We start from the raw sequence: 21,848 nt of genomic DNA on the forward strand, positions 1-21,848 counted from the left end.
GGGAATATCACCGGCCATACCCTATGATTTTAAGTAGAAGTGCAGGTTTACCAAGTTATTTTTGATGGCATAGATAACCAATCCGGCAGTATTTTTTACACTGGTCTTCAGGATTAAGCTGTTGCGGTGTCCTTCTACTGTCCGCTCACTAATGAAAAGCTTTTTTGCAATATCTTTAGTAGAGAGCTCTTCACAAATGCATTGTAAAATTTCTTCTTCCCTTTTGGTGAAATCGGTTGTTAATGACGTCCTTTTTCTGGCTCCGTTGAAGTTGTTAAACAGGACTTTTGTAATGTTATCATTGAAATAAAAGCCCTTTTCGATAGTTAACCTGATCGTTTTTTCTACCTCTTCTGGTGAAGCACTTTTTACAATATAACTGTTGGCGCCTAATTCTATCAACCTGATGATAAACCTTTCTTCCTCATGGATGGAGAGGATGATCACTTTTAGCAATGGATATCTTTCTTTCACCAGCTTCATGATTTCCATTCCGTTCATCCCGGGAAGGTTCAGATCTAAAAGAAGGATATCAGTGTTTTCATTTAGCTCCTTCAATAGCTCCATGGCGTGGCTGCCGCTTCCGGCTTCCCATAAAATGTTAAAGCCTTCCTGTTTTTCCAGGAGTGCGATCATCCCTTTACGGAAAAGCAACTGATCATCGATGATACCTATATTAATCTGCATAAGAATTCTTTATTAAAATACGTGATTCAAATCCTTTACTGAAATTATAATCAAAACTTCCGTTTAACAAATGCACCCTGCTCTCAATGTTCTTTAAGCCGTAACCCTTTCTTTTTTCAAGGGAATGCTCATTTTTTAAAGTTCCATTGTCCCGGTATGAAACCTCTGTGCCGGTATCCATACCATGGAAATTTAATGTAAATTTATTCGCATCGGAGTGTTTGATCGTATTGCTGATCAGTTCCTGTATAATCCGGTAAATGGAAATCTGTATCCTGGGATTGTATTGTTTAAGATCGCATTCAATGGCATATTCTGCGGTTAAACCTTCACTCTTGTTGACGCGGATACACAGCTCTTCCAAAGCATATTCTAAGCCGAAGATCTCTAATTCTGGCGGCATGATCTGGTAAACAATCTCCCTGGTATTGCGCAATCCCATGTCGATCAAAGTTCTCGCTTCTTTGATTTTTGCATCTTCCTCCTGCTGGGGAAGAATCAGTGACAATAAGGAGAAGATATTTCCTACCTGGTCGTGCAGGTCTCTCGCAATCCTGGTCCTTTCTATTTCTATAGATTCCAGGATACTTTCCAGCAGGTCCTGCTTATGTTTTTTCTCCAGCTCCAGTAATTCTTTTTGTTTCCCTGACAGGTTACGTACATAATGTGCGTAGATAAAAGTAAAGCCGACCGAAAGAATTAACAGCGCTATTGTACCTGTAAGTAAAAAGTATATAATTTCGCTTTCCGAATGATCCATAAACCAAAAAATAACAACAAGTAATAAATAGAGCAGAAAAAAGCATGAAAGGTCCAGAGCATCATTCTAACGTCTGTCAATCCCGGCTTTCGAAGGTAATTACTTAATATAAAAAGCAGGCACGAACTCGAGAAATAAATAAGTATGCCAGAATTAATTAATAGTAAAGCAGTGAGATAAGGCTTAGGAAGGATAGTGGAATAAACATTGATTAATTTATGGAAGCAAATCATCGCATAAACCAGGCAAATTAAACTTTCCAGTGCCCTGGCGTAGGTATTATTCACCGTTAGCGGTTGAAGAAAGGCAGAGTTAAGCAGCGTTAAAACAGTAAATAGGAGCACACTGAGCAAGAAAAATAGTTTCCATCCCTTACCCAGGATTACAGTGGCATAAAACCAGCTGATCAAAGCAAATTCTTCGATGGTGTAAAGGTGAAGAATGAAAATATTATTAATTTTCATCGACCACGTTATAGCGGAGGCGACTTCAACAATTGAGCTGATCAGTATATGAATGCTCAATATTCGGATGGTGATATTTCCGCTCCTCAAGGAAATAATTGCCAGCACTGATGCCGGAACCATTGCGAAGGGAGCAGAATTAAATATCAGACTTTGAAAGTCCATAAATTAGGTGTTGAGAGACGTGAAGAATTAGTCCTGATTTAATGGAGAAGTTCCGGCTGCGCAGGTATCCGGACAAGGATAAGTGAAATCATAGGTTCCGGCTTTATCTACTAAAGTTCCATCTTCTTCTTTACATTTATAGTGGATCATGTCCTCGTTGTCATCATTTACACCTACCAAAACAAGCGTTTCTGTATTGGAGGAATTGATACCTAAATAGAAACGAACTGTTTTAACATCGAGTTCATCGATAATAGCTTTTAGCTCAGACATGTGTACGGTAAATGCACGCACCTTCCCTCTGGGATCAGTAGGATTTAATGCTTGTAGTTCTCGCCATTTGGCCGTGTAGGCAATAGCTGTGTCAGTTGGAAGACGGAAGTTGTTTGGATTCGACATAATTTGGTTTTTTTTCTAAATATATAACTTTTCCAGTGCTGCGCACGTCAATGTATAAGTAAATTTACGTAGTTATTTAATCGCGTAGTTTAACGTGTAAAAAAATCTGTCTTATTTGAGAATTTTGGTCATATTCAAATAATCATATCATGGATTTTACTTATTTTATGCTGCAAATACCCCCTTCGTTATTATTAGTTATTATTCTGCTTTTATTTGCGGCAATAGGGAGTATCGGGACTTATTGCTTTCGTAAATATGTAGTCTTTCGGCCCCTTCGTTCGCATAACGAAGTGGTAGGTTACATATTTGCCACGCTTGGTGGATTCTACGGATTACTGCTGGGCTTTGTGGTGTTTTTTGTGTGGGATTCTTTGAATGGTGCCCAAAAAGATGCGAGTCAGGAAGCCAGTTCGGCCAAGGCATTATACAGAGATATCAGATATTACCCGCAACCTGCCAAAGTAGCCAAATTAAAAACTGTTTATCTGCTTTACGTACATTCTGTAGTAGAACAGGAGTTTCCGGATATGGAAACTATGAAACCTCTGGATAAGCATAACCGCGATTCATTTAATAAGGTTTTTGAAACCATGGGGCAATTGGATATGCGCGATGCTTATTCTGCGCAAATGTTCAGGCAGTTAAATGAACTGGCTACCTACCGCAGCCTGCGCCAGTTAGATTCTTCTTCATCAATTCCTTTTGAAATATGGGTACCCTTACTGGCCGGGGGAGCGATTATATTGGTTTTTGCTATGCTGCTTGATGTAGAAAGCTGGCGATTACATGTGTTTGTAAATGGTTTATTAGGTACTTTTATAGGGCTGGTTATTTATATCATTATCATCTTAGACCATCCATTTACGGGTAAAATGAAGATAGAGCCGGATGCTTATAAAAGTATATTACTAATGGATAAAGAGGACATTTAGTCCAGACCTGTCTGTTGTGTTTTTGATTTTGTTGTTTACCTTAAATTAGCTTTTATGTTCAATTCAATATCTAAGAAATCAGTACAAAACAATTCTTCAATAACCGAAAGAAATGGAGGTAATGCAAATAGTCTTCCAGCAGTGTCTGTGCAGCAAAATAAACCCATTCAGAAAATTGAAATCGAGGAGGAGGAACCGATACAAGCTAAATCTATAATTCAGAAAAAGGATATAGAGGAAGAGGAACCTGTTCAAGCTAAATCTATAATTCAGAGAATTGAAATTGAGGAAGAAGAACCGATACAAGCTAAAGCTATAGTACAGAAAAAAGCAAATCAAACAGGATTGCCTGACCAATTGAAAGAAGGTGTAGAGAATCTTTCAGGTATGGGTATGGATGATGTAAAGGTGCATTACAATTCGGATAAACCAGCTCAACTGCAAGCGTTGGCCTATGCACAGGGAACGGATATCCATGTAGGGCCTGGGCAGGAAAAACATTTGCCTCATGAAGCCTGGCATGTAGTACAGCAGAAACAAGGCAGGGTACAGCCAACGACACAGATGAAGGGCGGTGTAGCAGTTAATGATGATAAAGGACTGGAGAATGAAGCAGATGTAATGGGAGCAGCATCTTTCAGGATTTCGGCTAATCAGTCATTACCTGTACAACAAAATAAAAATATAGGGTCAGAAAAAATATCTTTTTCAAAAACCGAAATTGTTCAGAGAACTGTGGATTCAGATTTGGATGAGGGTACTGAAGCAGTATCTGCTACATTGAATTATCAAGGTAATGTAATGGACATCGTATCAAGTTACGTTGAAAAAATACATGGAATTACTGTTGTTGGTGATTCTAATTATGATGATTTTGCAAATCAAATGGCTGGAGGATATAAAGTCTGGGCAAATAATTATTATAATAAAAGCCAGGCCTACTTATATGAAGCACAAAAAGCTGCCCAATACACTCAATTTGGTGCGAATAATAGAAATAATTTCGCAGTTCTGGGTGTTGACACAGATGAAAATGCAGATATCGAACTAATTAGTGAAAAATTTGAAAAGAACAAAGAGACAGGAGATTTAAACAAATTGCCGTTAGAACAAACTGCCATTGAATTTAAAGCAAGTACTTCACCAAATTTTGACACCGTTGATAAGCTCTTTATTAAAGGTATGGCACAACTTCATAAACGTGAAAATCTAAATAAATTTAAATTTCTTAAATTGGAAATTCATAACGATAATAAAAATAACTATTGGCCAATTACTGATGCTAAATTTAAGAGCCAATTTGGTAGCAATATCGTAAATATAACAGGTGCGGATTACCAGGCTCGTTTAGAACAAAGAGTTAGTGCTTCAATAAATTCTAATGATATAAAGTTGCCGATAGAAGTTGTGGCAGAGCATAATTCTACTGCCTACGCAGCGACAAAAAATAATTAAGGATAATTGGAATTGTATTACAATGATTTTCCGTCTTTGCCTAATTCCCGTTTTATACCGGTTAAAATATCTTTATATAATAAAGTCGAATCGCCTCTTTTTATGGCCATTAGTGTGGAGTAGCGAACTATATTGATAATCGAACCACCAGCCAGCTCATACTTCTGCGCAATTTCTTCGAGATCTACTTTATCTTCAAGCACCACCTGCGGAGAAAAAGCCTGTTTCCAAAGTTGGTACCGGTGTTCTGCATCTGGCAAAGCAAAATGAATCATCGCCTGAAAGCGGCGGCTGAACGCATCGTCCAGATTGGCTTTCAGGTTTGTAGCCAAGATGATGATTCCCGGGAAGTCTTCTATCCGCTGCAGCAAGTACGACACTTCCTGGTTTGCATGGCGGTCATTGGAACTGCTAGTTTGCGTACGCTTGCCAAACAGCGCATCGGCCTCATCAAAAAATAAAACCCAATTTTTGTTTTCTGCCTGATCAAATACATTGCCTAAATTCTTTTCTGTTTCGCCAATATATTTGGATACCACCATAGAGAGATCAATCCGGTAAACGTCCAGTCCGGTAGTCTTACCCAGCAGACTTGCTGTCAATGTTTTACCCGTGCCGGGAGGGCCATAAAACAACGCACGATATCCAGGCTTTATCGTACGACTCATACCCCAGTCGTTCAATAAGGTATTGCCATAGGTAATCCAATCCTTGATTTCTTCAACTTCATTGCGCGTAATCTGATCCAGTACCAGATCCGCCCAGTCTAAATTAGTGTAGAGACGCTTAGCCGGGAAGTTAGGGCCAAAGTCTGGGTGGTGAGCAACACCACTGGTAAAATAACTCAGGTATTCGGTAGAAATTTGAAGGGCACCGCTTAAAGCGGGTTCGTCGGCGTGCGAAGAAACCAATTTCAAAATATTATGCTTGCGAAAAGGATGATGTTCGCCAAAAATCATTCCAAGAGAAAAGCGCTTTTCTAAATTGCCCGCAGCGAGGACGAAAGCAGCTGTTTCGCCAGTAGGTAAAAAGCCGGTAAATTGCTGTCCTTTAATTCCTCCAAATTCTGTAAATCCTCTATCGTAAGTACTGTTTTTTACAAAGAAGACATCCAGCAATTGGGGTTGTACGTGTGGTACCAGGGCAAGCAGCAAAATCATTCTTTCGTCGAAGCTAAAGCTGTAATATTTCACCATCTGTGCATACATCGATTGATCTTCACTCAGATCTGGAGGTAATACCTCAGCAATGTCGGTATGGGCACTAGTTTGTCCCCAATACAATTGCATACGGGTTTCTATCACTTGTGCTAACCATAACATTTCGGCTGTAAGGCTGGCTGCATTGAGCTGTGCAGGGGTCATATCCATTCTACTGTTATTGTTTTGTCCATCCACTGAAATCTGATTATCCCAAATGCCCAGGGCAAGGTTTGCAAAATGATATCGTAGCCTCTTTGTTCCACCCTTAACATCCAGGTTTCCTCAGTCTCGGCAATCACACCCTGCCGCTGTAAAAAAGATGCCTGGAAACCTTCTACAGAAGTACTGGAGAGTTTGCCCGACCGCTCAATGACCACCTTCAGCAATTCCAGTGATAAATCTGCTTCTTCTGGCGTGAGGACAATTTCTAGAGGCAAAGGTTCATGTAAAGGATGGTTACATATAATCTTGTTGAGCACCAATTCCTGCTCCGGATGCGCGGTAGTGTTAAAAGCGAGGTACTGCAATAAATGTACTGCTCTGGCCCGCGCCTCAGCATTAACAAAATCGCCTTTATCCATCAGCTGGAGGCGGGTAAAATAAGTGCTCAGAAATGGGTGCAGCAGTATTAAACCAGAATTGTTTACGTATAATTTGTTCCCTTTTTCCAGGATAGGTTCCATCTTTTTTCTTCTTTTTTGTTCTTCCTGAAGCTGTTGTATAGCCAGTTCCTGTTCTATTTTTTCCCGCACACCTTTTGCCGCTGCATCGGCTTCCTTTAAATTCCGTTCGCTTTTTTCTATCGCATGTTTTATAGCCGCTTCCTGTTCGCGGATTTGTGAATATTGCTCCAATTCGCGTTTGATAGCCGTTGACAGATCTTTATGTTCTGCCAGCAAAAGGGTATCTGTTTTTATTTTACGCAGCAAAATAGTGAAAAGATTTGCTGAAGCATAAACTGAACCTGATAAAAAACTAAATAGGTATTTGATATAACCCATTACGTTTTTTGGCTTTTCCATTCCTGATAAGTAGAAAAGAGTAGCTTCATTGAGCAAGATCCGCAGACTTTGTTTTTCATGGGTATCATTGATCAGCTCCAGCAGTAAGTTTCTAACCAGGTTGCTTTGAACTTTGAAGGTGAGGTCGCTACTCGAGCGGTGGTCAATTAGCCAGTTTACAGTTTCTTCCCCATAGTTTCTGGCCATGTATTTGGTAAGTGGAATTGATTTTAACAGCAAAGTGAGTTCATCTGTGGCCCCGCTTCTTGCACTCTCCAGCAAACGGTCAAGTACGGGTTTGAGTTCCTGCGCGCCGGCTAAATTTCCATGTTCAGCAATTTCTTTGATATACTGTAAGGCGTCTTTTTCTATATAATGATCCAGTAATAAACTCAATTGTTTATGGTCGCCTCCCTTGCGGTCGGGCAGAAATAACCGATGCAGGTGCATACGGGCACTGGAAGAATGTTTTTCGCTTTGTAATAACTGCTTTAAGGCATCACGGTTTTGGTTATAGAGTAAAAGCAGCATTTCAGAAAGGTGGTCGTCAAGCTCCTGTTGGGTTATCGTATGCAGGGTATCTGGCAAGCGGTTCCAGGTCAGATAGTATTCAAGTAAACCGACCACCTGTTTTTGCCGTTCTTCAGGGGATTCTATCACCTTTGAACCCCTATGCTGAAGAATCAACAGATCCACATTTTTATATTGGATTTTCCCGGTGGTTATTTCAGCAGGAGAGATCAATAGATCCCTTGTGCTGTTGTCCAGGTGTTTAATGAGCTGCCCAAACTGAGATACTGTCGTATAACTATTTTTGTCTATTGTACCTGATTGATGGAAATTTTGCCAGCGCTGCAAAATTTCCTGTAGTTCCCATTTATTTTGTTTCAACAGATCTGTAATCCAATGATAGGGAAGATCATGGTGCTGATCAGGAACCTGACTGTTCTTTTGCAAAGCCGTTAACTGTAATAAATGCTCAAAAATATACCGGTAAAAATGATGCGTCTCAAAAGCAGTATATTCAAACCGCATATAACCGCTCCAGGTAGCTTCAATTATCAGATGTTTTAAGGATAATTGACTGAGGTTTAATTCCGGTATGGATTCTATCAGCTCAATTGCTGTTTCAATTGTTGCCTCCACAATATCCCATTCCGGCAAAAGACGAAACAATAAATAAATGAGTTCCTCATTAAATTGCCACAAGAATCTTTGCCTTGATCTTTTTTGCATCCCGGCTCTTTTGAATACCATTAAGGCTTTATGCGGAGATAAAGTATATAATTTTCTGAGTAAACTTTCTGGCGACTGACTGCTGTATTTCTGGCCCCACCAGGGCATAGTTCCATACTGCAGAAAATAATGGAGGATATCTGAAAGTGTATTTTGATTGATTTCTATGGACTGCGCAACAGGGATAGAAGAAGAGCCGTCCGGAAGGCTGGAATAGCGGGGCGTAGCCAAAATAAGATTACTAACAGGATTGGTTTCTGCTGAATTTTTAAGCAGGCGCAAATGAGTTGAAATCTGAACATTATCGGATGTACCGGTACCATTGATCAGTGTATTCAGTATGGTCTTAATTTCCGTGTTACTGTAGGTTGAAATATATTCCAGGCTAAACCTGATGAAATTGTTTTTGTTAAAACCAGGTGTATTTGCAGTCACCAGATAACGCATAATCATTTGCTGCAGCAGGACTTCAAATGAACCTGTATAGCCATTCATTATTAGTTTTTTACCTTTTGATTGGAGCAACAACAGCAAGAATTCCCCGATGAAATCTGCATCATGAGGCCATAAAAAACGAATGAACCCGGCAAGCTCATTTATCGGCAGCAATTGGCCGATTCGTTCTATAACAGTTTCCTGAGTAGCTAAGGAAAAAATCATTTCCCTGAGTGTGGCAGGAATGGTATGCATCCCTTCCTTTAACATGGTGCTGAGATCTGCTTTACTGAAGCTAAAAGATGACGACCAAACCGGAAGTGATCCCTGCGATAAATAGTATTGCAATAGGCTGGTTTTGTTGGTCAGCAGTAAGGCCGATCTCGTTATACCTATTCCTGGTTGAAGAGGAGCGGTAGTAAAGCCGACCGGCTCCAGATTTTCCTGTTGTAGTTCTTCAACCAATTCAAATAAAGAACTGCCCCCATGGGCTAGCGGTCTTTTTAAAGGCAGGGCGTAATATAAAACAGTAAGTAATTGACTGTAGGTGATATTATAATGGGCAGCCATTTGAAGCAGTATGCTTCTAATAAACATCTTCTGACTAAACAAACTTCCCTTGTCTTCCAGCAGGTAGGTAAGGATGAAAAAAGAAACCGATTGTGCAAATTCAGTAGTATCTGCTTTCACGATCTGCTTTTCCTGTTGCAGGTTTATAATCTTTTTCTGATAAGAAAGAATCAGAGCTGCTTCTGCAGGGATGATCGCGGTGATCACGATTCCCATTTCTTCCTGGCGCGATTGATAAGCGATTCTTCTGCGTACCTGTTGTTGCCAACCAAATTCCTTTAGCAAATCCCCTAGTTCATCACGGTTCTGCTGATCAAGTTCCTGGAGGATACTTCTCCAGGTAAACTGCTGCCCGGCAGATGCCTGCCACGGAAAGGTGCCGTTAAGCAGGTAATATTCCAACAGATCCCGATAGCCCAAGGCGGCAGGTAAGCTTTCGAAGCCCTGGGTGGTTAAATAGTGTGCGGTATCACTGGAATAAAGAAGTAAATAAAATTGCTCTTTTAATGCTTTTTCGATCCTTTCCGGCAATTCAGTTTCCAGTTGCCCATCAGATATAGTTCCAAGATCAAGCAGGAGGCTGTCTTTCCTGATCAGGAGGTTTTCTGGAATATTATTTTCAAAGAAATCATTCAGGATATGGTGTAGCTGCCGGTGATACAGGCGGCTAATCCTGTTTTGTAGTTCATAGGCTTTTTCTTTAGAAAAGAAGTCCAGGTTAAAACTCAATTCCTGAATAGAGAAGTGCGATTCGCTCATGGCTTATCCTCCAGGGTTAGATTGTTGAGCAGGAACCGGCTCAACTGCTCCGATATGGAATGGGCTGCCACGGGATCTCCACCTTCTTTAAGCCCTTCCAGCCAGTTAAAATAGAGCGTATCAAAAGCCTCCATTTGTTTTAGCGATAACCATAAAAAGGAAAGTTTCATGTGGGCAGGACATTCTTCTCTGAACAGGTCTTCTGCCAGTTCTCTAAAACTGTTATCCTGGAAACGCGCTGGCCAGGAAGGAAATACGACCGTCATCCGGAAATTGAAAAAATCTTCGCCTATCTCCGTTCCGTTTTCGGGCTTTATGGTATAATTGAAGGCAGGGTAAACATCTGCACTGCGCAAGGCAAACTGCTTTAAATTGTAAAGCAGGTATTCTACAGCTTCCTGTTTTTGCTGTTCTGCGGGCAAAGGCTGGTCTGATGGTGTGGGGAAAAACTGCAGGAAAGGCGTAAAAATACACAACTCAAACAACCTTGCCGCTGTGTCAAGATAATTGTCTGCTGTACATAAAGCCGACAGTTCGAGTAAAGCCGCTACTGTTGCTTCCCTTTGCGCAAAGGATTGCCAATTTAACTGCCTGATCAAAGGCTGGCTATGCTGATCTGTAAATTCGAATCCATATTGCTCTTCCTGAAAAGAAGGTTTAAGCAGCAGGTGTTCCAGCATATAAAAACCTTCGCTATCCATACTGAGCTGCTTAAAATAATGCATTGTTTTTTTTAGGGCCTTTAACGCAGCATACTCATCCGGATGTTTGCTCAGCCTGTTCCAAACTATTTCCTGCGGATGTTTAAAGAGCAGGACAAATTCATTACTTTCTGCTAAAGGATAGGGTATGATCCGGTAGTTTTTAAGTACCATAGCTGATTGAAACAGGAGTTCTGACTGCTGCTTAAAAGTTACCCGATGTGTAAGAGATGGATTGTCTGCTATTTCCTTTTCATCGGTGTTAAACAGGATGCTCAGTTCTTCATCCCGCCAGTTAAAGCGAACTACTTCTTCTGGCAGATTTTCCTTTCCTGCAGGTGTGTTAACTAATAAATGGTTTTTATATTTTTCAATGATCTTACTTAACCTTCGTCTCGATCCGCTTTTAATATGCAGCAGGAGGGACATTTTGCGCCCAAAGCCATTTTCCAGCCCCTCATCTTCGCTTAATGTAAGGTAATTGTCTGCTTTGATGCGGTTACTGGTAAAGGCAGAAAGGTTGCGCAGTATGGCGGCTTTCCACCGGATTTCCAGATCGGTACGCTGACCGGAATTGTTGTTGTCATAATAAAATTCATACAGGAATACCGGGTGTTTGTGCACTGCAATATTAAACCTGGAAAGTATATGGTCGAAAGCCCTTTTTTTTCGGTCTTTGTGTTCTTCATCCGTTTCCATTAACGGTTTAACCGCACGGATAAAATCATTGTCGGGATCATGTTTGAACGCTTCCCAACTGGCTGTACTTAACGAGTCGTTTCCATCGGTAAAAGCTTTTAAAATATATTTCGCATCCGGAACATCGTATAAAGGCTGAAAGTGATAAGTAGCCGCCACTGATAAATCTGTAGAGAAAAGATCACTGATGCTGGCCAGCTGTGAAAGCGAGTTGGCTAGCAGCTGTTCAAATAACATCAGGTAAGCTTTTAACTGCCTGCTTTTGGCAATTTCGTCTGCAGGCAGCCTTGACGCCGGGGTTTCCTCACTGATCCCGTAGATCGCCGGAAATAAGGTTTGAATAGAAACATAATCCTGCAGGCTTTTATAATTTCCCTTGAGTTGTACCTCCGGTTTTTTTGATATACCAGTTACACCCATTTTTCTTTTTGCCTGCTGTTCTTTTTTAAGCACGTCCAGCTTCTGGATATACAGCGGATAATTGTCATTGTACAAGGTGATGTCTGGATTTACCTCATCCGTCATCAGATAAGGAAAGTACCTTTCGTCGATAGGCAGAATTTTGCTGTCGTAATCTTTACCGTTGGAAGAAAGCTGAAGTTGCCTGATGCTGATAATGCCTTTTACCCCTGAAATAACCTTAATCAGCCTGAATGGGTCGAGGCCGGTGATCCGGTCCTTTAGTTCGTGGTCGGGAATAATCCCATTTTGCAGTAATGGGCCGGCATAAATATCTTCTATCGCATATCCTTTGGCCAGCAGTTCCGCTTCAGTACAATACGTAACGATAGGGTTTAAGACCGCTGCCAGTACTTTATAGATGGCGGTCATCACCACTTCCGGATCCGCACTTTTTTCAATAACGATTGCTGCTTTGATATACACTGGCTGCGGGCGTAATACCCGGAATACTTCGTAGTGGTCACCAATGTTCCTGTAATCCATTAAGATTGCCCGTACAGACCTGATCAGCTGGCCTGTAATTTCATCAACTGCTGCGTCTACCGCTGCGGCTAACTGGTTAATTACAGTTACGGACGGCTTGATGACCACCTGATAAACCCCTTTACTGTAACGGGAGCCATATGGAGAGGTAATAGGTTCCAGCCATACGTCATCCACGCCGGGAAGCAGATCGATCAATAGTTTACGGTAATCATTTATGGTAACAGGCCCCGAGGAAAGTGCTTCTTCTTTTGTCAGAAAGAAGTTATGTGCCCGGTTAATATTTCCTTTTTTATCCGCCAGCAGATCAGTAATGGGAAAGGTAGTTCTGTAGGCTACATCGGTAAGGCCGTAACATAGATATTCCAGCATGGTGATGCCGGGATCATGCAGGTTAAAATCCGACCATTGTTTGCCTGCAAATTGTTGTATCAGTTCAATTCCTTTGGTGCGCAGGAAATTAAAATCCAGTGCATGCTCCTGCATCCGGTTTTTATCAATGATACTGTTATTTTCAGGCTGCAGGTCCATAGGTTAGGAGTAGTAATGGTTGTCATTCAGGAATTTTTCATCGTCCCATAACCTGGTTACTTTGTAATGGATAGAAATATCCCGACCGTAATTACAGTTGGTGCGCACCTGCAGGGCATAGTCGTGGGTGTTTATACTTTTCCAGCGGATGCCGATCTTGTTCCAGAAAAACCCGTAATACGCACAGGTTCTCCTGATCCTGCTATTCGATTTTCCAAAGGCACTTAAGGCATAGGCATGCAGGATAGCAAATTTCCCAAACCCTTTTTTGCCGGTACGGGCAACTACTTCAAAAGCCTGGCAGTTGTCCAGATGATCTACAATGGTATGCCAGTGCCCGTCAGCAGGGATTTGCCCCTGTACAAAAGTACCTACGCGGCCTTCCATAGCGGCAAAGCCGTCTACCTCCAGTTTATAATCTTTGTTGCTGCGTGTACCTACACCGAGGCTGCCGTTAACATGGAAGAAGAAGCTGTTTTGCTCTTTTATATTTTCATCCTGATCTTCAGCAGGCGTAAAACGCAGTCCGTCTATTTCCTGCTCATCTTTCTCCAGGTAGAAAAAAGGGTTCAGATCGTCCATGTTTTTATACAGGGTGATCAGTTTTTTTGAGTTTCCGCGTGAGGAGAGGATCAGCCCATTGTCGTCATCTTTAGAAAGACCATCATCCTGTTTATTGATCATTGAATCAATCAGATTGGAAAAGTGATTTTCTGTGGGTATCCCTCCGTTACGAAAGAATTTTTTCAGGTCTTCGCGGCTATGTATCTTATTTTTGAACATGAGGTGCTGTTTTATAGAGGTTAAAAAACGATGAAGTCGTACAGTTCGTCGGGTAAAGGTGTTGTGTCCTGATCTGGCGTTTCTGCTGCCGGGGGTGGGTTAATAAGCAGCCCGCTGCCAATAGAAAAGTCGCCGATACCAGATTTTTCTGCTTCCTCTGGTGAGGGTGTCTCGGTTACCGTCAGCAGATGTGTATCGGCAGCAATCAGGATAGCCCCCTGCGTAGAACCGCGCAGGTAATCGGTAGGGGAAACGGAAGTATCCCTGATCTGTGCGTACCAATTTTCTTCCCTTTTGTCCCACACTTTGTAAAAATGGATCATGGAGAACCCGGTAATATAGTCTATATATGACCGGTGCTGCAGGTAGTTGAGGATTTCTGACACGTATATCTTTGAACCGATCCGGAAGTCGGATTTCGGATTGTACAACCAGGCAGAGATATACTTTTTTATATCCTGATCCATCAGCTTTAAGTAATGCCCGTTACTCTGGCGAACAGTTTCAGGATGTTTAAATTTTACAGTAGCCACCACCATTATCCTTTCATAAATGGGGTTAGCCACTTCTATGCGTATAAAAGGGGAAACAGATTGTGTAAGGAATTTTTTAATGGCATATAACAGAGAGAGGTTTACCCTGGGCTCCTGACTAAAAAAGCTGCCATCTTCCTGCTCTTTAGGAATAACCACCACGTGAATATCGGCACCGGAATAACATTTTACCATCAGGATCTGAGGAAAAGCATCCAGCACGGCCTGAGAAATATCAAGGATAGACAACTGGCGCTGCTTGTGCCTTAGCCTTTCACTTACCCTGATGTTGTATTGACGTTCGGATTCCTGTGGCTGACCGCCAAAAGAAGTGAAGAACTGGCGGACTGCTTTTACTCCCGGAACATTTCTGTAAAAGCCTTTGACAGCTTCTTTAGGCAACATATAGGAATGCGCGGGAAACAGGATTTGCCCAGGCTGTCGCCTGGCAATCACCGCCTGGGGAAAGATGGCAGTTGCCCTGGCATTTACGGAGCTTTTGCCTGGCAGGGATGCCCTTAACCAGTACAAATCAGGATTTAGGATGGTATTATTTTTTTCTATCCATTCGGGTATTTTTAGTGTAACCACGCCAGAATTGATGAAATTAACAGTCGTATCCTGTAATACGCCCCCTGCCGGAATAGAGACCCATTGGTTGCCGGCCAGATGACTCCAGTTTATTTTTTCGGGCTCCTGTACGGAGTGATGAAAGTTATCTTCTGAGAGCTGAAATAAAAGGGATAATTCCTGACCCGGAACCAGGTCCCTGAAACCTATAAATAAATTACTTTCCTGATCGGCCGGTGGCACAAAGAAATTATGCTTAGCATTTTTACCGGTATAAAATTTATCATAACCAAATGGATAAAGGTGGACCATGATAATTTCCTCTTCTTCGGTATAGGAATTTCCGCTGGTCAGTTCTGAATGTTCCAGGGTATAATCTATAGTGAGCGACTTAACTACAGGAACGTAAGGCTGGTTGGGCATAGGCCGCTTTTTGACAAACCTTTTTGTGTTGTACTCTGCCGCATCGGTAAATACCCGCGAATACATCCGCTGGCCAAAGGCCTCAAAAGGCGCTGTGAGTTCTAACCGTACCGTTCCCTGGTTAAATAGCGGTTCTGGAGATGTCCATTCCTGGTCGAGCGCCAGGGTATTGTCGAATTTTATCCGTCTAAAATCGATACCGGTAATTTTAGTGCGCGCTTTTAACTGCTCTTTGCCATTTTCTATCCCGTAATCGAACAATTGAAATACCTGCTGTTCTTCAGGATCGGTAACTGCTTTTGCATCGGCGGTGCTATTGAGCTGTATTTTAAAAGATTGGTTGGTAAATGGATAATCATATCCGGTGTAATACCCTTTAAATCCATCATCTTCTGCCGGGAGGTTGAACCAATATAAACGCAGACAAAAATCAGTGGTGTAACGGTTAAAAATGGCGGTGTTTTTTATATCGAGGTAAGAGCCCACCACCGGAGTAGGGCCAAAAGGCTGGAAGGGTGCGCCACTGTACAGATCGCCCAGGTTATTTTTTAGTTTAACCCGTTTTGATCCTTTTACCTCCACTTTTACGGTAATGCGCTCAATGATGAAAAAAGACAAAAAAGTATAGGGGTGGTGAAAAGACAGATTATTGAGCAGTAGCCTGACAATAGGCCATTGCAGGCCGAAATCATGTCCATGCACCTTATTATTGTACACTGCAACGGCCTCTGCTGCAGGGTCCATTTTAAACTTTACCTCTATATAAGGATCTTTGTCTGCAGCTGATGCTTTGGATACGGCATAGTCCTGAATACTGGTCCAGCCCGTGGCCCCGGTAATGGCGATTACAAAACTTTGATTAAGCAGTTCTAGCATCAGCACCTCTTTACTGATGGCAGAGGCGGCGGATAAATTTTCTACATGCTGTTCAAATTGATTGAAGGACTGCCGCTGGATAAAAAAACTGATCTTAAAATCACGTTGTCCATCGGTCTGGTAAAAAAGCGGAGAGGCCACCAGCAGTCCCACGTCTGAAGCCAGCATCGTTTTTTGCTGCAGCGACAGTTCACTTTGCTCTTCACCTAATAATGGCCAGGCGGTGGTAGATAGGGGATAATCTCCCTGATAAACCTGCAATTCACTCACGTCTCCCGCAGTGCTTTTTTTGCCTTTTACCTGCTGCTTGTTACTGATAAACAGGGTTTTTAATTCGGCAATCTGTGCTCCTGATATCTGTGTATCGTTCACCAGGTTATACAGCAATTTTTCCTGATAACCAGGGATTTCCGCAAACACCTGTTCTCCGCTATTTAAGGTAAATGTACCGTTAACAGCGGGGGCTGGTTCAATTACCAGATGTACCAGATCTAATTGTTCTTTCCTGTTTTGTATGCCAATGATATCCCGGTAAAAGAAATCGAGATGTTTTTTCATCAGCTGGTTAACAGGCTGCTGCAGGTAATGATAGAGGTGCAGGAAGGTGATCAGTAAAGCCACGTGGGGATCATATACGTTCCCATCGAGCGATTGTGTTTTGAGGTAATGGCGGCAGGTATCCAGCAGTTTTCCATAGTGCGTATCCAGGTCTGAAACCAACTGATCAAAATAGGGGATAGCCAGCAGAATCTTTTCGCGGAGGCTGCTGCCGTGGGTAAAAGGGTCTTCAATGACGTCGAAATTGCTCTGATAGAGATAATCCAATAATTTTTGGTCAAAAGAGAGGCCGGTTTCATCTCCAAACAACTCTTCTGCATTGCGGTTATAGGTATATAGTTTTTGAAGATGGCGCATAAAAGCGGGCGTGGCCGTTTCAAAGTGAAAGGCATGCCCCAGGTTACCAGCTGTTTCAAAACGGTCGTGATAATTGATTTGAAGCTGTATAAAATCCAGTATAAATTGAAGGACATTTTTCAGGCTGCTGATCAGCTGCTTTTCACTTTCAGCCCCCTGTACTTTAGCGGTTAGTTTCCTATAGGCGTCGGTAGTTGTCCTGCTATCCAGCTTTGACAAGAGGGAGATCAGGATATCAATATCTGAGGTTAAAAAAGCATTCCAGTCGCCCTCAATCTGGTTAGAGAAATTGTAATAGTTGAACTGGCCGGAAAGATCTGCCAGCATTTTAAGCAGATCGGTAGTATCCTTTTCATCGATACCAAAATAAGCGGGATCCAGTGAAGAAAGATACCTTTCAGATTGGCTCATGCCATCTTTAATTTCAGGCTTTAGTTCTGTTCCCATGATCGATGATTAAAAAGATACGTTAGTGCCTTCTGCCAGGTAAAAAGGATAGACAATATTGTGCCTGGTGTTGGTGGTGATCACTGAATAATCTATACGCATATGAACCATTCCTTCTGTATTGGCCTGTTCTAAAAGCTCTGCCTGAATGAACATGATCCTGGGTTCAAAATTGAGTAAGGCATGTGCGATGATATGGTTGATCTGCGTAATTAAATTGGTACTGAGTTGCTCAAACACCATTTTTTTGATGTCACAGCCAAACTTAGGCTGCATAATCCTCTCTCCGGGGGTAGTACCCAGGATGATGCGGATGCTTTCTTCGATATCGGTTAAACCGGACGACATCTGATTGGCATTATTGATCCTGTCGAACGATGGGGGGAAACTCCACCCGCGTCCTAAAAAAGCTTTTCCTTCATGATCCATATGATTAGCCTCCTATTAAAACTGTAGGGCACCCCAGTATAATTGCACCTCCATGTGCCGTAGTATCACCCATTCGTGCGGCAGGTTTTCCGCAGATCATGACCGTTGCAGATCCTTTAACGATCGCATCTGGCGGACCTACGCAAACAACATTGTCGCCCAGTACCGCTGCGGGTAATTTGCCAATCAATACCGTAGGGGCACCCGGTCCTATAATGGGGCCGCCTACATGCGGAATTGGTGGAAGCCCTGGTGTAACCATGGGGCAGGTGTGAAAATCTGTAAGTCGTGCGGCCATCATTCCCATATGGTTATCATTTAGTTAATCATTACTATAGCTCCTTTGATGGTAGTTTGTCCGGAAGCGGAAACTTCTGCGGTAGCGTTACCTTTGGCAGTAAAGCCGATGTTCGCCGTGTTGGTGATATTATTTCCTGCGATCTGTACATCGCCACCACTGGAAGATAAAGTGATCTTGCTGACCGCAGAAAGCTTTAAATTGCCTTTGGTATCTATCGTGATATCCTTATTGCTGCTCAGCATGATGCCATCGGCACTCATTTTAAGCGTATTTTCATTCTGGTCTTTGATCTCTATCGACTTATCCAGGTCGCTGATCGTTAACATATTGGCACCGGGTGTTTCAATTTTTATGACTTTATTTTCATCATCAAAAGTTACCTTCAGCTTGCTTTTGGTGGTAATGCTTTTGATGTAGTTATTTTCATCCGTCGCCGGGTTTGGCGATGCATTTTTTGTACTATACAGAGAACCTAAGATCACCGGAAAACGAGGGTCGTTATCCAGGAAACCCAGTACTACTTCATCACCTACTTCGGGTAAAAAGCCGAGCCCTGCCGTTGAAGTGGCATAAAAATTAGCCATTCTTGCCCATACACCACTTGGTGTGGCCGCATTGGAGGGCATGGTGACCAAAATTCTGTTGGCCGATAAAGGATCTGAGGCCAGTTGTTTGACGGTGCCGATCTGTAAACCCTGTAAAGCAGGTATCTGACCGTTTGCCGTAGTAGTAGAGAAATCCTGGCTTGCGGAGATGTACCGGTTATCCAGGCCAAATCCAACAGTGGTTTTCCATGAACCCTGTTCAATGTTGTGGGATACAGCAGATACAAAAGCATCGCCGTTAAACTTTTTCCCTACACCTTCAATGGTGATCAGACCTCCTGTTTTTACCGTTGCATTTCCGGTAAAAGTAACACTGCCTTTAAAAGCGGCAAGCCGCATCCGCAGGAGCCGGCCATCGGCCCAGGTTTTTAACTCTTCTGAAGAGAGGGCAGTGGCTGCATTTAAGCTGAGCTTCTCCTGACTCAACTTAGCAGGAAGGTCTTTTGCTTTGAGGTTTCCCTGTTCATTCACTTCAGGTTCTGTGGCGGTTGACTTGAGCAGGGCCTGTGTTTTACTGTCCCAGGCAGTGGCTTCTATCACAGATGGCTGGTTTTCGGAATTGAGTTCTGCATTAAAAGACATGATAGATTCTCCTAAAGTTACTTTTATTACCGGTGAAGAAGTAAACAGCGGTTTTCCGATCTTAATAGTATCACCATCTGTCACCAGGATAAATCCGTTAAATTCTGCCCTGGATAAAACAATATCCCAATCGGTTGCCAGCTTTTGAAAGAAGTTTTCATTAGGCGCCGTGGTGCTGTCAACCGTGCAAGCCAATCCATAATTTCCAAAAATAGCAGTGATCACATCACTGTCTGTTTTGTCTTTGAACTCGGCTTCCTTCTGGTTAAAAGTAAGCCGTACAGCCTGATGCTTACATAAAAGCTTAAGCCTGTAAGAAGCGCCCGAATCAATTTCTACCCCGTGGCTTACAATAAGCCCTTCAAAAATGCTGACCTCGCCTGTGTCACCATATCCGGCGGTTATCTTAATAGGATGACCAGGGCTAAAATCATCTCCATCGGTCTCCTCCAGCGAAGCACTTTCTATATCGATCTCTCCGGTAAGCACTACTTCTGCAAAAGATATTTTATTGATCTCATGTGTGATGTCAACGGAAATGATACCTAAAGTGTCTTTAATTACTGCTCCGTTAACCGTGATGGTAACGCGGATAGACAGGTCAGTGATGTTATTGTAAGGGGATACTGCAGCCATTTATCTTATTTTTTTAAAGGTGGAAAGTAGATTTCATCTCCGGGTTTTAGGGCATTGATATTCTTCAAACCATTTACACGGGCAACCTCCAGGTAATAGGAGCTGTCCCCGTAAATTCTGTAGGTCATTAAAGGCAGCGTGTCTCCCGCCATTACCGTGCGCATATGGGTCAGATCCGGGGAGGTCATCTTGGCCTCTTTACTTTTCGTTACCGGATCTACCGAAGTGGCAATATTAAAATCTATAAAAGCCCTTAGCGTACTGCCATCGGGTTTAAACAAAGTATAATTGACTTTAAACGAGTCACAAACACCTGTAAACTTCAATTTTCCCCAGGTAACCATTAAAAAGTTTGTCTGATGTATACTACCGTTAAAATTGCAGACGATGTTTCTAAATGCTAAGATATAGGCATCTGCATCGGTATAACTTCCCAATGAAACGAGTCCGGTGCCATCTACAACAACTTTACTAAAGGCTAAACTATCATTTCCCATTCCGGCATAAACTTTAGTCTGTTTCGCATTACCGATCACCTCTTCATCTCTGTACATCACTTTAGAGGTGCGTGTATAGTTATCCGGATTGATAAATGCACTAATGGGCGCAGACGTACTTTTTGTGCAGGCCTGATCTGAAAAAGATTGAATCTGGAGTTTTTCAAGTGGCATATTACCGCGTAATTGGTTTTTCTAAATTACGGAAAATCTTTTTCATACAATCTCTGACCACTTCGCTTTTCAGTTTTTCGAGCCGGGTTTCTATATCCGAATCTTGCGGTTGATTGTTCTCCTCTATATTGACTTTGATGATAAGTTCGCGTATTTCCAGTGGCATAGCTAAATAGTATTTTATTATCCTGTTCTCACAAAGTAATCGTAAGCAATGGTTAGTGTTTCAATAGCCAGTGCATTTTCCTGCGCTTTAAACCCGGCAATGTCAAGGCCTACAGGAAAAGCATTAACTACCCTCCACCTTACGGTAGGTGCCCGCTGCTCATCAATGAGGCTGATATAAATTGTCTTTTTTGTAAAGTTAAAATTGCGGACAGCGTCATTTACCCAGGTAATCAGGTCTGACCCCCTTAAGATTCCTCTTTTTAGGGTAAGGTTACTATACTCCGCCCTTTTAGGGAACTTATGCTCAAAATCATTTACACCACCCTCAGCAATTTTTTCTATCCCAAGGTCGACTTTTAAGCCGCCGATTTCCTGAAAATTACACTCTCCTTCGTTGCTCATGCCGGGTATTCTCACTTCAAAGCTAAAAGCTACAGGAATTTCATAAGGATAGGCCATATCAATTCATTTTTATGGTGAATAACTTATGAAGCCAGGTTAAACCCTTCGTGCGCCAGTTCCATCGTCTCTACTGCCGCTTCATTTGCATCGGCCTTCAGATCTACGATAGACATTTTTACAGGGAACGCATTGATCAGGTTCCAGGTCATGGCCACACCATTGGCTTCATCCAGCAAACTGATCACCACCGTTTGGCGTTCAAAGGTGTTCATCTTTATTTTGTTGTACATTTCCCAAAGTTTACTATCGCCTTTAAACATCCCTTTTTTAAGGGTTACGTTCCCGAATTTTTTGATGCCCGGCATTTTTACCGTGGAATATACAGCGCTGTTGCCAACTCTGTATTCAATTACCTGGGTCTCTGAAGATAGACCGGAAACTTCCTGAAACAGAAATTCGTCGCTGCCTATCTTTACTGAGAATTGAAATTTGACCAAGGGCCACGTTGTGGCTGCTTGTGCCGCTCCATTATCTGCCATAAAACAAGTTTTTAGATTTTAATT

The 21,848-nt window shown here is 42.2% G+C and carries 18 protein-coding genes; 2 read left to right on the forward strand and 16 right to left on the reverse strand.

Annotation, left to right across the window (positions count from 1 at the left end):
- Positions 1–21: 21 nt before the first annotated feature.
- Genes GSQ84_RS26350 through GSQ84_RS26365 form a run of 4 tightly spaced genes read right to left on the reverse strand, consistent with a single transcriptional unit; the run spans position 22 to position 2,475 of the window.
- The gene (locus tag GSQ84_RS26350) at positions 22–687 is read right to left on the reverse strand and encodes a response regulator transcription factor (RefSeq protein ID WP_158800344.1); all 666 of its coding nucleotides are present in this window, start codon (positions 685–687) and stop codon (positions 22–24) included.
- On the reverse strand, positions 677–1,447 hold the full coding sequence (locus tag GSQ84_RS26355; RefSeq protein ID WP_158800345.1) for a sensor histidine kinase: 771 nt from the start codon (positions 1,445–1,447) through the stop codon (positions 677–679). The genes GSQ84_RS26350 and GSQ84_RS26355 overlap by 11 nt, the downstream gene beginning before the upstream one ends.
- A complete protein-coding gene (locus GSQ84_RS26360) occupies positions 1,396–2,076 on the reverse strand; it encodes a hypothetical protein (RefSeq protein WP_158800346.1) in 681 nt (226 codons plus the stop codon). The genes GSQ84_RS26355 and GSQ84_RS26360 overlap by 52 nt, the downstream gene beginning before the upstream one ends.
- Positions 2,077–2,103: 27 nt before the next feature.
- Positions 2,104–2,475 (reverse strand): hypothetical protein, encoded by a 372-nt coding sequence (locus GSQ84_RS26365; RefSeq protein ID WP_158800347.1) that lies wholly within the window; start codon positions 2,473–2,475, stop codon positions 2,104–2,106.
- A gap of 149 nt (positions 2,476–2,624) precedes the next feature.
- On the opposite strand from GSQ84_RS26365, the gene GSQ84_RS26370 reads away from it, so the two are divergent.
- Both GSQ84_RS26370 and GSQ84_RS26375 read left to right on the forward strand, forming a co-directional pair.
- Positions 2,625–3,410 carry a DUF4239 domain-containing protein gene (locus GSQ84_RS26370; protein ID WP_158800348.1) on the forward strand — a complete coding sequence of 262 codons (786 nt, stop codon included), beginning with the start codon at positions 2,625–2,627 and terminating at the stop codon, positions 3,408–3,410.
- Between the two features lie 54 nt (positions 3,411–3,464).
- Positions 3,465–4,865 (forward strand): DUF4157 domain-containing protein, encoded by a 1,401-nt coding sequence (locus tag GSQ84_RS26375; RefSeq protein WP_158800349.1) that lies wholly within the window; start codon positions 3,465–3,467, stop codon positions 4,863–4,865.
- 17 nt (positions 4,866–4,882) lie between these two features.
- On the opposite strand, the gene GSQ84_RS26380 is transcribed toward GSQ84_RS26375, so the two are convergent.
- From GSQ84_RS26380 to GSQ84_RS26430, 12 genes are read right to left on the reverse strand one after another with little or no spacing between them, the layout of a single operon-like run.
- Complete coding sequence (locus GSQ84_RS26380; RefSeq protein ID WP_216849038.1) at positions 4,883–6,235, reverse strand: ATP-binding protein; 1,353 nt, start codon at positions 6,233–6,235, stop codon at positions 4,883–4,885.
- Positions 6,226–10,068 carry a contractile injection system tape measure protein gene (locus GSQ84_RS26385; protein ID WP_158800350.1) on the reverse strand — a complete coding sequence of 1,281 codons (3,843 nt, stop codon included), beginning with the start codon at positions 10,066–10,068 and terminating at the stop codon, positions 6,226–6,228. Before GSQ84_RS26385 ends, GSQ84_RS26380 begins: the two co-directional genes overlap by 10 nt.
- Complete coding sequence (locus GSQ84_RS26390) at positions 10,065–12,944, reverse strand: hypothetical protein (protein WP_158800351.1); 2,880 nt, start codon at positions 12,942–12,944, stop codon at positions 10,065–10,067. Before GSQ84_RS26390 ends, GSQ84_RS26385 begins: the two co-directional genes overlap by 4 nt.
- 3 nt (positions 12,945–12,947) lie before the next feature.
- A complete protein-coding gene (locus GSQ84_RS26395) occupies positions 12,948–13,727 on the reverse strand; it encodes an adhesin (RefSeq protein ID WP_158800352.1) in 780 nt (259 codons plus the stop codon).
- A 20-nt stretch (positions 13,728–13,747) separates the two neighbouring features.
- A complete protein-coding gene (locus GSQ84_RS26400) occupies positions 13,748–17,491 on the reverse strand; it encodes a hypothetical protein (RefSeq protein ID WP_158800353.1) in 3,744 nt (1,247 codons plus the stop codon).
- A gap of 9 nt (positions 17,492–17,500) precedes the next feature.
- Positions 17,501–17,920: a GPW/gp25 family protein gene (locus GSQ84_RS26405; protein WP_158800354.1), complete on the reverse strand. Its 420-nt coding sequence runs from the start codon at positions 17,918–17,920 to the stop codon at positions 17,501–17,503.
- 4 nt (positions 17,921–17,924) lie between these two features.
- Positions 17,925–18,221 carry a PAAR domain-containing protein gene (locus GSQ84_RS26410; RefSeq protein WP_216849039.1) on the reverse strand — a complete coding sequence of 99 codons (297 nt, stop codon included), beginning with the start codon at positions 18,219–18,221 and terminating at the stop codon, positions 17,925–17,927.
- 17 nt (positions 18,222–18,238) lie between these two features.
- The gene (vgrG, locus tag GSQ84_RS26415; RefSeq protein WP_158800356.1) at positions 18,239–20,044 is read right to left on the reverse strand and encodes a type VI secretion system tip protein VgrG; all 1,806 of its coding nucleotides are present in this window, start codon (positions 20,042–20,044) and stop codon (positions 18,239–18,241) included.
- Positions 20,045–20,049: 5 nt separating this feature from the next.
- The gene (locus GSQ84_RS26420; RefSeq protein ID WP_158800357.1) at positions 20,050–20,715 is read right to left on the reverse strand and encodes a peptidoglycan-binding protein; all 666 of its coding nucleotides are present in this window, start codon (positions 20,713–20,715) and stop codon (positions 20,050–20,052) included.
- Position 20,716: 1 nt separating this feature from the next.
- Positions 20,717–20,881, reverse strand: a complete 165-nt coding sequence (locus GSQ84_RS28520; protein WP_371416435.1) for a DUF5908 family protein — start codon at positions 20,879–20,881, stop codon at positions 20,717–20,719.
- 17 nt (positions 20,882–20,898) lie between these two features.
- A complete protein-coding gene (locus tag GSQ84_RS26425; RefSeq protein WP_158800358.1) occupies positions 20,899–21,342 on the reverse strand; it encodes a phage tail protein in 444 nt (147 codons plus the stop codon).
- 26 nt (positions 21,343–21,368) lie between these two features.
- Positions 21,369–21,824, reverse strand: a complete 456-nt coding sequence (locus tag GSQ84_RS26430) for a phage tail protein (protein ID WP_158800359.1) — start codon at positions 21,822–21,824, stop codon at positions 21,369–21,371.
- Between the last annotated feature and the right edge of the window lie 24 nt (positions 21,825–21,848).

Origin of the sequence: Pedobacter sp. L105 (assembly GCF_009765875.1) — a bacterium.
In the GTDB taxonomy this organism is placed as follows: Bacteria; Bacteroidota; Bacteroidia; order Sphingobacteriales; family Sphingobacteriaceae; genus Pedobacter.

What these genes read in the sequence shown, in the direction of transcription:
- GSQ84_RS26350 (WP_158800344.1), bottom strand. Translation starts at nt 687, where the DNA reads ATGCAGATTAATATAGGTATCATCGATGATCAGTTGCTTTTCCGTAAA.
- GSQ84_RS26355 (WP_158800345.1), bottom strand. Translation starts at nt 1,447, where the DNA reads ATGGATCATTCGGAAAGCGAAATTATATACTTTTTACTTACAGGTACA.
- GSQ84_RS26360 (WP_158800346.1), bottom strand. Translation starts at nt 2,076, where the DNA reads ATGGACTTTCAAAGTCTGATATTTAATTCTGCTCCCTTCGCAATGGTT.
- GSQ84_RS26365 (WP_158800347.1), bottom strand. Translation starts at nt 2,475, where the DNA reads ATGTCGAATCCAAACAACTTCCGTCTTCCAACTGACACAGCTATTGCC.
- GSQ84_RS26370 (WP_158800348.1), top strand. Translation starts at nt 2,625, where the DNA reads ATGGATTTTACTTATTTTATGCTGCAAATACCCCCTTCGTTATTATTA.
- GSQ84_RS26375 (WP_158800349.1), top strand. Translation starts at nt 3,465, where the DNA reads ATGTTCAATTCAATATCTAAGAAATCAGTACAAAACAATTCTTCAATA.
- GSQ84_RS26380 (WP_216849038.1), bottom strand. Translation starts at nt 6,235, where the DNA reads ATGGATATGACCCCTGCACAGCTCAATGCAGCCAGCCTTACAGCCGAA.
- GSQ84_RS26385 (WP_158800350.1), bottom strand. Translation starts at nt 10,068, where the DNA reads ATGAGCGAATCGCACTTCTCTATTCAGGAATTGAGTTTTAACCTGGAC.
- GSQ84_RS26390 (WP_158800351.1), bottom strand. Translation starts at nt 12,944, where the DNA reads ATGGACCTGCAGCCTGAAAATAACAGTATCATTGATAAAAACCGGATG.
- GSQ84_RS26395 (WP_158800352.1), bottom strand. Translation starts at nt 13,727, where the DNA reads ATGTTCAAAAATAAGATACATAGCCGCGAAGACCTGAAAAAATTCTTT.
- GSQ84_RS26400 (WP_158800353.1), bottom strand. Translation starts at nt 17,491, where the DNA reads ATGGGAACAGAACTAAAGCCTGAAATTAAAGATGGCATGAGCCAATCT.
- GSQ84_RS26405 (WP_158800354.1), bottom strand. Translation starts at nt 17,920, where the DNA reads ATGGATCATGAAGGAAAAGCTTTTTTAGGACGCGGGTGGAGTTTCCCC.
- GSQ84_RS26410 (WP_216849039.1), bottom strand. Translation starts at nt 18,221, where the DNA reads ATGATGGCCGCACGACTTACAGATTTTCACACCTGCCCCATGGTTACA.
- vgrG (WP_158800356.1), bottom strand. Translation starts at nt 20,044, where the DNA reads ATGGCTGCAGTATCCCCTTACAATAACATCACTGACCTGTCTATCCGC.
- GSQ84_RS26420 (WP_158800357.1), bottom strand. Translation starts at nt 20,715, where the DNA reads ATGCCACTTGAAAAACTCCAGATTCAATCTTTTTCAGATCAGGCCTGC.
- GSQ84_RS28520 (WP_371416435.1), bottom strand. Translation starts at nt 20,881, where the DNA reads ATGCCACTGGAAATACGCGAACTTATCATCAAAGTCAATATAGAGGAG.
- GSQ84_RS26425 (WP_158800358.1), bottom strand. Translation starts at nt 21,342, where the DNA reads ATGGCCTATCCTTATGAAATTCCTGTAGCTTTTAGCTTTGAAGTGAGA.
- GSQ84_RS26430 (WP_158800359.1), bottom strand. Translation starts at nt 21,824, where the DNA reads ATGGCAGATAATGGAGCGGCACAAGCAGCCACAACGTGGCCCTTGGTC.